The organism is Sphaerotilus uruguayifluvii (genome assembly GCF_013294065.1).
Classification (GTDB): domain Bacteria; phylum Pseudomonadota; class Gammaproteobacteria; order Burkholderiales; family Burkholderiaceae_C; genus Sphaerotilus; species Sphaerotilus uruguayifluvii.
The window spans coordinates 11,718-23,960 of record NZ_JABSNM010000022.1; the positions used below are offsets into that span (position 1 = coordinate 11,718).

Below are 12,243 nucleotides of genomic sequence, written 5' to 3' on the forward strand. Positions count from 1 at the left end.
GGGGTGACATCCACGGGAGGGGTGACATCCACGGGAGGGGTGACATCCACGGGAGGGGTGACATCCATGGGAGGGGTGACATCCATGGGAGGGGTGACATCCATGGGAGGGGTGACATCCATGGGAGGGGTGACATCCATGGGAGGGGTGACGCTGGTGCTAAGGGTTCGGGGCCGCGCAGTTGTCTGTGCGTGCGGTAACCCTGGGTGGTCCGCACGATGCCTCTTTGCCATCGACCCCGGGAAACATCTCGGCCTTGAGGCCGTACCCTCATCGAGGGCAACCGGGCTCTGTTCCATGGTCTGGTAGCGGAACCCCGATATGACGGGTCAAAGCAGCACCCGGTGATGCACATCGACTTGGACGCAGGCGAGGCGAGGTACACCGCCGGGCCGAGCTCGATCTGCCTCTGAACAAGATCATCGACGACCATGTGCACCACCTCGGGCTAGTGTGGCATCCCCCGTCGCTCAGTGGCCGTTTCGGCGAACCGATCCACCTCGGCGGCTGATGTCGCCAGAGCGCGAGCGCTCAAGCCGCCGTGCTCGCACTGGCGCCGCATCAACTGCTAAGGTGGCACTAAGGTTTTTGGCAGCGATCTTCACCGCGGCCGAGGCGGATTGATCACTCCCATCCGACTTGATGCCGTGCCGCGTGTGATCAAGAATCGGCATGCCGTCACCTCCGCATGGTGATCGGGGGCCGGTGCGCCGCATCTGCTCGGGGGCCCCTTTTCACGACGGCGTGCTGAACCTTGGGCAGCGATAGCCCTGCGCGCCTCGGGTCGATGCCAAGGTGTCTCCGCTCCAGACCGCAGCCCCTGTCCGAGGGGCGTACTCCGTACACTCAGGCCATGACCACGCCCGCGCTCCCTCGCCTCAAGCTGCCCCTGGGCATCCAGAACCTGCGCCAGATACGCGAAGGCGGCCACTACTACGTCGACAAGAGCGGCATGGCCGTCGATCTCATCGAGGCCGGCAAGTACTACTTCCTGAGCCGCCCGCGCCGCTTCGGCAAGAGCCTGCTGGTCGACACGCTCAAGGAGATTTTCGAGGGCAACCAGGCGCTGTTCACCGGCCTGGCCGCCGAATCCCGCTGGGACTGGTCCAAGCGCCATCCGGTGATCCGCATCAGCTTCTCCAGCGGCTCCGGCCTGCAAGGCCGCCTGCTGGCGCAGCGCATCCGCGAGAACCTGCGGGTCAACCGCGTCGCGCTCGACCTGCCGCTGCCCGTCGGACTGCCCGAAGAGGACCTGGCGGGCAACTTCGCCGACCTGATTCGCCAGGCCCATCAGAGCCGGGGCGAGCGCGCCGTCGTGCTGGTCGACGAGTACGACAAGCCGATGCTCGATCACCTCACCGATCCGGCCGTGGCCCAGGCCCAGCGCGACATGCTGAGCGAGCTCTACGGCACGCTCAAGGACTGCGACGAGCACTTGCGCTTCGTCTTCCTGACGGGCGTGTCGAAGTTCAGCAAGGTCAGCCTGTTCTCCGGGCTCAACAACCTCACCGACATCACGCTCGATGCTCGGTGGAGCGCACTGTGCGGCTACACCGACGAGGACATCGACACCGTCTTTGCGCCCGAGCTGCCCGGGCTGGACCGCGACGAGATCCGGCGCTGGTACAACGGCTATAACTGGCTCGGCACCGGGGTCTACAACCCTTACGACGTGCTCAACCTGTTCCAGAAGCGAGTGTTCGGCGCGTACTGGTTCGAGACGGGAACGCCGTCCTTCCTGGTCAAGCTGCTCGCCGAGCGCAAGGTCTTCCTGCCTCGGCTTCAGGTGCTGCACACCACGGCGGCGCTGCTCTCCAGTTTCGACGTCGACCGCATCACCCCGGAGGCGCTGCTGTTCCAGGCGGGCTATCTCACCATCCACGACGTGCGCCAGCCGGTGCTGGGCAAGTGGATGTACACGCTGGGCTATCCGAACCGCGAGGTCGAGGCGAGCCTGAACGAGGTGTTGCTGCCCGAGTACGGCGTGCCGGGTGACGCCGAGGCGCAGGAGCGGCTGACGGTGATCCTGCAGCGCGGTGCGCTCGACGAGCTGGAGGGCTTGATCCGCGCACTGTTCGCCAGCATTCCGAGCGACTGGTATCGCAGCAACCCGCTCGCCGGCTTCGAGGGCCATTACGCGAGCGTCTTCTACAGCCACTTCGCGGCGCTGGGGCTGGACGTGCGGGTGGAAGACGCCACCAGCCACGGGCGCATCGACATGGCGGTGCTGCACGCCGGGCGGGTGTTCCTGTTCGAGTTCAAGGTCGTCGACCGCCAGGCGACCGGACAGGCCCTCCGACAGATCAAGGACCGCGGCTACGCGGACAAGTACCGCGCCCGCGGCGAGCCGATCCACCTCGTCGGCATCGAGTTCGGCCGGGCCGAGCGCAACGTCGTCGGCTTCGAGGTGGAGACGATCTCGGCCGCCTGAGGGGCGATGCAGGCCGCTTCATCCCTGCGGCTTCAGGTGAGGTGCGGGGAAGGGTCGGTGACAGGGCGTGGCCTGCGCAAGTGCTTGATCGGACGGATTTTTCTGGATTCGCCGGGTCTCGATGGATCCGGTTTTTCATCAAAGAACACCGTCCATGATAATGAAACTTATCATGATCATGATTTCATCAAATCATCGAAAGATGACCCTTCGGCATTGGGCTCAGGGCGATGGCCGCCAGCGACGGCGCACCATGGAAAACGCACGGCGCGGCCCCGATCAACGTGATAAGCCCTCTGTCCGACGTGCGTCAGGCATAGGTTTCGTTGGTCGTATCTGATAAATCTGCGGATCCTGAACAGGTCCGCTGCCCATGCCCGACATCACCGACCCGCCCCCACCTGCCGTCGCTCGCGACATCGCCGCCTTGTGCGCTCATCTCGACCAGCACGTGCCCAAACGCCTGCCCGGCCAGAACCTGCTGATCGCCACCTGGAACCTGCGCGCCTTCGCCTCCCTGACCCGCGAATGGACCGCCTCCGCCAAGGCTTCCCCGAAACGCGACCTGCGCGCCCTGCTGGCCATCGGCGAGATCATCCGCCGCTTCGACGTGATCGCCCTCCAGGAGGTCAAGGGTGATCTGCGCGCGCTGCGCGATCTGCTGCGCTGGCTCGGCGATGACTGGGCCTTCCTGATGACTGACGTGACTCAGGGCGTCTCGGGCAACGACGAGCGCATGGCCTTCCTCTACGACACCACCCGCCTCAAGCCCTCCGGCCTGGCCTGCGAGCTGGTCGTGCCCCAGGAGTGGCTCCAGCAGGTCGGCCCCGACGCCCTCCAGCGCCAGTTCGCCCGCACGCCCTACGCCGTCAGCTTTCGCGCCGGCGCCACCACCTTCATCCTCGTGACCCTGCATGTGCTGTATGGCAGCTCCAGCACCGAGCGCATCCCCGAGCTCAAGGCCATCGCCCGCTGGATGCGCGACTGGGCCGACCAGACCAGCGACTGGTCGCAGAACCTCATCGTGCTGGGCGACTTCAACATCGATCGCCAGGGCGATCAGCTCTGGCAGGCTTTCACCTCCACCGGCCTGACGGTGCCAGATGCACTCAACAAGGTGCCTCGCACTCTCTTTTCCAACCCCGACAAGCCTGACCAGGGCGCCTTCTACGACCAGATCGCCTGGTTCAAGGACAGCGCAGGTCAGCAGCAGATGCACGCACGCCTGCGCCAGGCCGGTCACATCGACTTCACTCCCTTCCTCTATACCGACCAGAAGATGACCCGGCTGGCGCTCTCCCACCGCGTCTCGGATCACTTTCCTCTCTGGGCCGAGTTCGCACTCTGAGTGCGCCTGCGGGCCGTTTCTCCGCGACCTTATTTGAAAAATAAAATCATCACGGTTATCGTCGCGGAACGACACCGGCATGCTCACGACCTCCGACCACGATCTGTTCCGCCACCTCGGCGCCGACAAGGCTGACCTCTACCGGCGCATCCTGGCCGTGTTCGCCGCCGCCCTGCGCCAGTACCAGCTCCAGCTGCGTCCGGACGAGGTGCTCGCGCAAGGTGAATGGGCGGTGGGGGCGGTGCCGCGCATCGAGGACATCCAGGCGGCGCTGACACAACTGTCGGCCTGGGGAAACCTGGAAGCGCAGCCCGACATGGCCCGCGTGTCCAGCCTGAACGATTACTACCGGGCCCGTTTTCTCTACCGCCTGTCGGCGGGTGGCGAGGCGGTCGAGGCCGCGCTGGACGTGTTCGCTGCCAGCCTGCAGCGCCGGGCGGAGCTGCAGACGGTCGCACTCGAAGACATCACGATGCGGCTGCAGGCGCTGTGCCGGCTCGCGACCGAAGGACGTGGGCAAGGGGCGGTCCTTGATGCCGCCAAGGTCCACGAGACCCTGCGTGACCTCGCCCAGCGCTTCGAGGAGATGACCCGCAACGCGCAGCACTTCATGGCCGGCGTGGCCCGTCAGCTCGACCTGCGCCAGGCGGACGCCACTGCGGTGGTGCAGTACAAGCGGCGCCTGATCGACTACCTGGAGCGCTTCCTGGGCGATCTGGTGCGGCGCTCGGGCACGATCGCCGCCCACCTGAGCGCGCTGGAGCCGGACATCGAGTCGCTGCTGCAGGCCGTGGCCGCGCGCGAAGCCCGTGACGCCGCGCCCGACGCCGCGACCGATCTGGCTGCCGATCGGCTTGCACGTCACCAGGTCTGGCAGGGCCGCTGGCGGGGTCTGCGGAGCTGGTTCCTGCGCCACGGCGACACGCCGCCTCAGGCGGAACTGCTGCGCGCCCGGGCCCGCTCGGCGATCCCGCAGCTGCTCGGCGCCATCGCCGCCCTCAACGAGCGCCGCAGCGGGCGCAGCGACCGCGCCGCCGATTTCCGCCTGCTGGCCGGCTGGTTCGTCGATTGCGCAGACGACGCCCAGAGCCACCGGCTGGCCCGTGCGGCCTTCGCGCTGCACCCTGCGCGGCACCTGGCGATGACCGTGTCGTCCGATGCGCCGCTGCCCGCCAGCACGCCGTGGCACCAGGCCCCGCCGCTGGCCATTCAGCCGCGCCTGCGCGAACTCGGCGAAGCCGCGCCGCGCGGGGTCGCGCCCCCCGTGCAGGACCGCACCGTCGAGCGCGAGCACATCGCCCGGCAACTGGCGGAGGAATCCCGGCAGATCGAAGCGGCCCGCCAGCGCCTGGCGACCGGGCAGGTGCTGCGGCTGTCCGAGCTGTCGGCCGAGCGCCCGCTGGAGGGCGAATCGCTCGACCTGCTGCTGAGCCTGCTCGGTGAAGCCCTGGCGGAGCAGGCCGATCCCGATCAGCCCGTCGAGCGCCTGAGCGGCGACGGCCTGATGCGCATCCGCCTGGAGCCCCTCGCCGCTGACAGTCATGCCGAGATCGTGTCGGCCCGCGGCGTGCTCGGCGGCCGGGACCACCTCGTCACCATCACCCCGGCATGACCGCAGCCCCATGAGCGTCATTTCTCCACGGGACCGTCCCCCGGCGAATGCCCGCCGCCCGGACAGCCTCGCCATCGGGCAGTGGCAGCAGCAGCAACAGCGCGAGGCCTTGCGCACCGCGTTGCGGGCGCTGCTGATGACCCCGCTGATGCCCGCGAGCGACGCCGACTTCGCGGCGGTGCGCCAGCATGCGCAGGCCCTGCGCGAGTGGTTCGCCCGGGAAGCGGGCTGGACGCTGCAGGTCGAGCGCGACGGCGCGCGGCTGTACAAGCGCATGGCCGACACGGGCGACGCCACCCGCGGCCTGCCCGGCTACGACCGCCGACGCTATGCGTTGCTGTGCCTGGCCTGCGCGGTGCTGGAGCGGGCAGAGCCGCAGATCTCGCTGCGTCAGCTCGGCGAGCGCCTGCTGACGCTGGCCGCCGAGCCGACGCTGGCCGAGCGCGGCTGGGGGTTCACCCTCGGCACGGCGGGCGAGCGGCGTGAGCTGGTGGCCGTGTGCCGCACCCTGCTCGGGCTGGGCGTGCTGGTGCAGGTGGCCGGCGACGAGGACGGGTTCGTGCGCCATGCCGATCCGACCGACGCCGCAGCAGCTGCCCAGCACGATGTCCTCTACGACGTGCAGCGCCGTGCCCTGGGCGGGGTGTTCGCCGCCGTGCGCGGGCCGTCCACCTGGTCCGCCGACGAGACCCCCGACACGCTGGAGGCGCGGCTGCAGGCCCTTGGCGCCGACGTGGTGGCCGGCGGCGCCCTCGACAGCGACGAGGCCCGCCGCACCGCCTGGCGCCATCACCTGGCGCGCCGCCTGCTCGACGACCCGGTCGTCTACTTCGACACGCTCGACCCCGACCTGCGCGCCTATGCGGTGCAGCAGCGCGGCCCGATGGCGGCCCGCCTTTCGGAGGCCACGGGCCTGCAGCCCGAGCAGCGTGCCGAAGGGATTGCGCTGGTGGACGAGGACGGCCGCCTCACCGACACCGTGCTGCCCGGCGAAGGCACCGATGCCCACGTCGCCTTGCTGGTGGCGGGTCATCTGGCGTCTCGCGAAGGGGTCCATCGTGACGAGGTGATCGACTTCGTGCGCGGCTGCATGGCGCAGCACGGCCGCTTCTGGCGCAAGTCGGCCCGCGAGCCCGAGGCCGCGCCGGAGCTGGCCGCGCTGGCGCTCGACCGGCTGGAGCGGCTGCACCTGATCACTCGCACCGGCGATTGGCTGCAGCCGCGGCCTGCACTGGCGCGTTTCGCCACCCCGCTGGCCACCACGCCTCCCCGCCCGACAGGGACCGACCTGTTCGCCTCGCCGCACACGACATGATGGATTGCCTGTTCGACCGCCCCGCCCCCGCCCGCCCCGCTTTGCCCGAGCCACGGCGCACACGCTGGCAGCCGCTGCGGCTTGGGCTGGTCGAGCTGTTCCGCTACGACAGCGAGGAGTTCTGGTTCCGGGACGGCCACCTGCTGCTGCGGGGCAACAACGGCACCGGCAAGTCCAAGGTGCTGTCGCTGGTGCTGCCCTTCCTGCTGGACGCCCAGATCAAGTCCTCGCGCATCGAGCCCGACGGCGATCCGGGCAAGAAGATGGCGTGGAACCTGCTGCTGGGCACCTACCCGCGCCGCACTGGCTACACCTGGATCGAGTTCGGCCGCCGCGCCGCCGACGGCACGCCGCACTACCTGACGCTGGGCGCCGGGCTGCACGCCGTGGAGGGCCGCGCCCAGGTCGAGAGCTGGTTCTTCCTGCTCGAAGCGGCGGGCGAGCGCCCCGCCCCCCGCGTCGGTCAGGACCTCTGGCTGGTGAACACCCGCCGGCAGGTGCTCGCCCGCGACAAGCTGAGCGAGGCCATCGACGGTCGCGGTCAGGTGTTCGAGACCGCGCAGGCCTACCGGCTCGCGGTCGATCAGCGCCTGTTCGGCCTGGGCGACGAGCGCTACGGTGCGCTGATGGACACGCTGATCCAGTTGCGCCAGCCCCAGCTGTCCAGAAAGCCGGACGAGGGGGCGCTGTCGAACGCGCTGACCGAAGCCTTGCCGCCCCTGTCGCCCGACCTGCTCGGCGACGTGGCCGATGCGCTGCAGCGGCTGGAGGAAGATCGCCAGGAACTGGAGGGCCACGAGGCGCTGGAGCGTGCCGTGCGCCAGTTCCAGCGCCGCTACGGCCAGTACGCCGCCACCCTCGGCCGACGCCAGGCCCGGCTGCTGCGGCAGGCGCAGACCGAGTTCGACCAGGCCAGCCGCGCCAGCACCGAAGCCCGCGAGCACCTGCAGACGGCCCGGCAGCAAGAAGCAGCCGCAGAGGCGGCCTTCGAGCAGACCGAGCTGTCGGTGCATGCCTGCCGGGCGCGGCTGGACACCCTGCGGGCTGATCCGACCCTGCAGGATGCCAACCGGCTGGCCATCGCCGAGCGTGAAGCCCGGGCCCGCGAGCGGGCCGCGCAGGACACCCAGCGCGACCTGGAGGCCCTCGAACACCGCATTGCCCAGGAGGCCAGCGAGACCGAGCGGCTGGCCGGACAGCTGAACGCCCTGCGCCAGGCGCGCGACCAGGCGCGCCGCGAGGCCCTGCATCAGGCGTCGGGGCTGGGCCTGGACGCCGAACACGCCACTCACCCGCTGTTCACCCTCGACGACGAGGCGCTGACCACGCTGGCCGCCCCGGCATTCGACGCGGTGTGCGAACAACTGCGCCAGAGCGTGGCCGACCGCCGTGACGCCATCGCGCGGCTGATGCAGCACCACGAGGCCCTTCGAAAGGTGCAGTGGCAGCAGCAGGAACACCAGCGCCACCGTGACGACAGCCAGGCCGAGGCCGACGAGGCGATCGAGCGGGCCGCCCGGGCCGACGCGGCGGTCGAGCAGCAGGCGCAGCACTTGATCGAGGCCTGGCACGATCACCTGCACGGGTTGCAGGCCCTCCCGCTTTCGCCAGACGAGCGCACGAGCGCCTTGGCCGCGCTGGCCGACTGGGTGCGCGATCCCCAGGCGCTGGCCCCACCTCACCGGGCTCTTGAGGATGCGCGTCAGCGGGCGTTGCAGGCGTTGAGCGCACAGCAGGCCGCCCTGGACCAGACCGCACGCACCCTGGCCGAGACACGCGACCGGCTCGACCAGGAGCGCCAACGCCTGGCGTCGGGGGAAGAGGTCACACCGCTGGCCCCAGCCTGGCGCGATCCCGCCAGCCGTGTGGACCGCCCGGGGGCGCCGCTGTGGCAGCTGATCGAGTTCGACGACCCTGTGCCCGATGAGGCCCGCGCCGGTCTTGAAGCCGCGCTGGAGGCCAGTGGCCTGCTCGACGCCTGGGTCTCGCCCGACGGGCAGCTGCAGCACGATCCCCGGCACGACGGCGCACCTTGGCAGGACACGCAGGTGTGGGTCATGGCGGACGCACCGATGTTGCCGCGCGCGCAGTCATTGGCGGGCTGGGTTCGTGGGGCGCAGGTCGGCGCCGGTGTGCCGCCGGTGGCCGCTGCGGTGGTGGAGCGGATCCTCGGCGGCATCGCCTGCGGTGGGGACGATCCGGGGAACGCGGTGGCCTGGGTGTCGCCGCAGGGGCGCTTCAGGCTGGGCGCGCTGGTGGGGGCGCACACCAAGGCCGCGGCCTGCCACCTCGGCTTCGCCGCACGCCGGGCCGCGCGTCAACGCCGTTTGGCCGAGATCGAGGACGAACGACACCAACTGGCCGCGCAGCAGCAGATCCACGCGCAGCACATGCAGCAGCTGGCCGTGCACCGGGCTCAGGCCGACGGCGAGTGGCGCAGTGCGCCCGCCGACGATGCGCTGCGCCAGGCCCATCTGGAGGCCGAGGCCAGCGCCCGCGCCCTGACGGCGGCTCGCACGCGCTTGCAGGCCGCCGAAGACCGGTGCCGCGCGGCCCGTCAGCAGGTGGACGCGGCGCGGCAGGTCTTGCACGACGACGCCACTGACCTGCGGCTGCCCGAGCGCGCCGAGGCCCTGGCTGCCCTGCGCGAGCCGCTGGAGCAGCTCGCCCGGGCGCAGGGTGCGCTGGTGCGCGCACTGCAGGCGGCGCGCCTGCTCCACCCCGAACACCAGCGTCAACAGGCCCGGCAGGCGCGCACCGCCCAGGACCGCGCCGAGCGCCAGAGCCAGTGGGGCCTGCAGCGGCAGGAGGCCGAGGAGGCCCGGTCGCGCTGGGACACCTTGCGCGCCGCCGTCGGCGCCGAGGTGGACACCCTGCGGCGTCAGATCGCCCAGGCCGAGCAGCAGGTGCAGGCCCAGGAGCGGGCCCTGCGCGAGGCCAGCCAGTCCCGGCAGCAGGCAGGCGAGGCGCGAGCCGTCGCCGACGCACGGGCCGAGACCACCGCGCAGGCGTTCGCGCGCAGCACGCAGGCCCGCGCGGCCGCGGTCGCCCAGTTCCAGCGCTTTGCGGACACGGGCCTGCTGGCCGTGGCCCTGCCGGCGCTCCCGCAGCCGGAGGGCCGACAGCCCTGGACCATCGATCCAGCCCTGACGCTGGCCCGCTCGGCCGAGCGTGACCTGAGCGAGGTCCGCGACGACGACGAGACGCGCGACCGCCTGCAGCGCCAGATCTCGCAGGATCTGACCGAGCTGCAGGGCGCGCTGACCGCCCTCGGCCACCGGGCACAGGCCGAATCGAGCGACTTTGGGCTGGTCGTCAGCGTGCTCTACCAGAACCGCGCCGAGCGGCCCGACCAGCTCGCCGCCCGGCTGGCCGACGAGATCGCGCAGCGCCGCGAGCTGCTGACGGCCAACGAGCGCGAGGTGCTCGAAAACCACCTGCAGGCCGAGATCGCCGCCGAGGTGCAGAAGTTGCTGAAGGCCGCCGACCGCCAGGTGGAGGCGATCAACGCCGAGCTGCACAAGCGTCCGACCTCGACCGGCGTGCGCTACCGGCTGCGCTGGGAGCCCCTGGTCGAGGGCAGCGAAGGCGCACCGGTCGGGCTGGAGGCGGCGCGGCGCCACCTGCTGCACACCAACGCCGACCTGTGGTCCGCGGCCGACCGGCGCGTCATCGGCACGATGCTGCAGCAGCGCATCCTGGCCGAGCGGGCGCGAGCGGAGGCCGCGGGCACCGGCAGCCTGCGCGAGCAGCTGGCCCGCGCGCTCGACTACCGCCGCTGGCATGTCTTTCGGGTGCAGCGCTGGCAGGACGGCCAGTGGCGCAAGCTCAGCGGACCGGCCTCCAGCGGCGAGCGGGCGCTGGGTCTGACGGTGCCGCTGTTCGCGGCGGTGGCGAGTTTCTACGGCAGCGGTCCGCAGGCGCGTGCGCCCCGCCTGGTGCTGCTCGACGAAGCGTTCGCCGGCATCGACGACGCCGCTCGGGCGCACTGCATGGCCCTGATCCACGAGTTCGACCTCGACTTTGTCATCACCAGCGAACGCGAGTGGGCCTGCTACGCCGAGCTGCCCGGCGTGTCGATCTGTCAGTTGTTGCGTCGCGAAGGGGTGGAGGCGGTGCTGGTGTCGCGCTGGAGCTGGGATGGTCGCGCCCGCCGCCGCGAGGACGATCCCGACCGGCGCTTCGAGCCGGCCGAGGCATGAGCGCGGACCGGGAGCGGCTGCGGCGGGTGCTGGGCGGCGAGGCGGGATCCGGGCTGCGGCAGCGGCTGCGCCAGCGTTTCGAGCGCAGTCCGGCCGACGCCCCGCCGACGCGGATGCGACTGACCGCGTTGGCGCCGCATGAGCACGAGATGCTGGCGGGGCTGCTCGGGCAGGCGCCCAGACACAGCGAGGCGCTGCAGATCGATGTGCTCCGCATCGACGAGGCGCTTCGGCGTGCCGGGCTGGCCACTTCGCTGCGCGACGCGCTGGAGCAGCTCGACGGGCCGATCGTGGACCGCGCCGCCGAGCAGGCCACCCTCCAGGACCGCTGGGACGGCGTCGTCTCCGGGGTCGCGCCCGGCACCGGGCTGCACCGGCTGCTCCAGCGCCCGGAGGGCCGGGGGCTGCTCAAGCGTCTTGCGGGCGCACAGCCGCAGCGCGCCGAGCGCTTGCTGCGACAGGCCGAGGCTGTGCTGGCGCATCTGCCCGCGCAGGGTCTGACTCGCGCCCAGCTCGCCGCCGAGACGCTGGGCGATGCCCATGCGCTCGATGATGGACAGCCGCTGGCCACGCTCGTGCTCGCGGGCGCGCCGGACGCGGAAGACGATCCGGACCACGAAAGCCGGCGGGCGCGCTGGGCGCGGTGGGGCGTGCTGGTCAATGAGCTGGCTCGGCCGGTGCTGCACCTGAACCTGCCGACGACCGCGACGCCTGATGCCGGACCCTGTCCCGGCGAGCCCGCCTACACCTCGCTGCGGAAACTGCTGCGGGGCGCGCCCGTCTGGACCGTCGAGCAGCGGACGGTGTTCGTCTGCGAAAACCCGAACGTCGTGGCCATCGCGGCCGATCGGCTCGGGCGCGACTGCGCGCCGCTGGTCTGCACCGACGGCATGCCCGCGGCCGCGCAACGGGTGCTGCTGAACCAGTTGCGCGACGCCGGCGCACGGCTGCGCTATCACGGCGATTTTGACTGGGCGGGCCTGCGCATCGCTCGGCAGGTGCTGCAGGGCCAGGGGGCCGAACCCTGGCGCTTCGGTTGCGCCGACTATCTGGCCGCCGTGCAGACGCTGCCGCCCCTGGCCCGCGACCACGCGCTCGGGCCGGACGCGGCCGAGGCGCCGTGGGACGCTGCGCTCGCGCCAGCGATGCGGGAACAGGGCTGTGCGGTGGCCGAGGAGGCGGTCGTGGATCTGTTGCTGGACGATCTGCGCGAAGCGGACCGTGCCTTTTCCTCTCAGCGGCTCTGCTGCACAGCGCAGCCCCGAGTGTTCGTCGACTGACGGCGTGACGCCCTGAGCGGCGTATCGCCCAAGCAGTTCATGCCCCGATTGATCA

Annotated in this window: 6 protein-coding genes; all 6 read left to right on the forward strand. The window is 70.9% G+C overall.

The features are described 5' to 3' along the window. Positions 1–853: 853 nt before the first annotated feature. The 6 genes from HNQ01_RS18875 to HNQ01_RS18900 all read left to right on the forward strand — a co-directional run bounded on the left by HNQ01_RS18875 (position 854) and on the right by HNQ01_RS18900 (position 12,188). Positions 854–2,431 carry an ATP-binding protein gene (locus tag HNQ01_RS18875; protein WP_173807049.1) on the forward strand — a complete coding sequence of 526 codons (1,578 nt, stop codon included), beginning with the start codon at positions 854–856 and terminating at the stop codon, positions 2,429–2,431. 373 nt (positions 2,432–2,804) lie between these two features. Then, complete coding sequence (locus HNQ01_RS18880) at positions 2,805–3,779, forward strand: endonuclease/exonuclease/phosphatase family protein (protein WP_173807050.1); 975 nt, start codon at positions 2,805–2,807, stop codon at positions 3,777–3,779. Positions 3,780–3,858: 79 nt separating this feature from the next. Beyond that, positions 3,859–5,391 carry a TIGR02677 family protein gene (locus tag HNQ01_RS18885; RefSeq protein WP_173807051.1) on the forward strand — a complete coding sequence of 511 codons (1,533 nt, stop codon included), beginning with the start codon at positions 3,859–3,861 and terminating at the stop codon, positions 5,389–5,391. A gap of 10 nt (positions 5,392–5,401) precedes the next feature. Continuing rightward, positions 5,402–6,706: a TIGR02678 family protein gene (locus HNQ01_RS18890; protein ID WP_173807052.1), complete on the forward strand. Its 1,305-nt coding sequence runs from the start codon at positions 5,402–5,404 to the stop codon at positions 6,704–6,706. Next, positions 6,706–10,908, forward strand: a complete 4,203-nt coding sequence (locus HNQ01_RS18895; protein WP_286180976.1) for a TIGR02680 family protein — start codon at positions 6,706–6,708, stop codon at positions 10,906–10,908. Before HNQ01_RS18890 ends, HNQ01_RS18895 begins: the two co-directional genes overlap by 1 nt. Beyond that, complete coding sequence (locus HNQ01_RS18900; protein WP_173807054.1) at positions 10,905–12,188, forward strand: TIGR02679 family protein; 1,284 nt, start codon at positions 10,905–10,907, stop codon at positions 12,186–12,188. The genes HNQ01_RS18895 and HNQ01_RS18900 overlap by 4 nt, the downstream gene beginning before the upstream one ends. Positions 12,189–12,243: the final 55 nt, after the last annotated feature.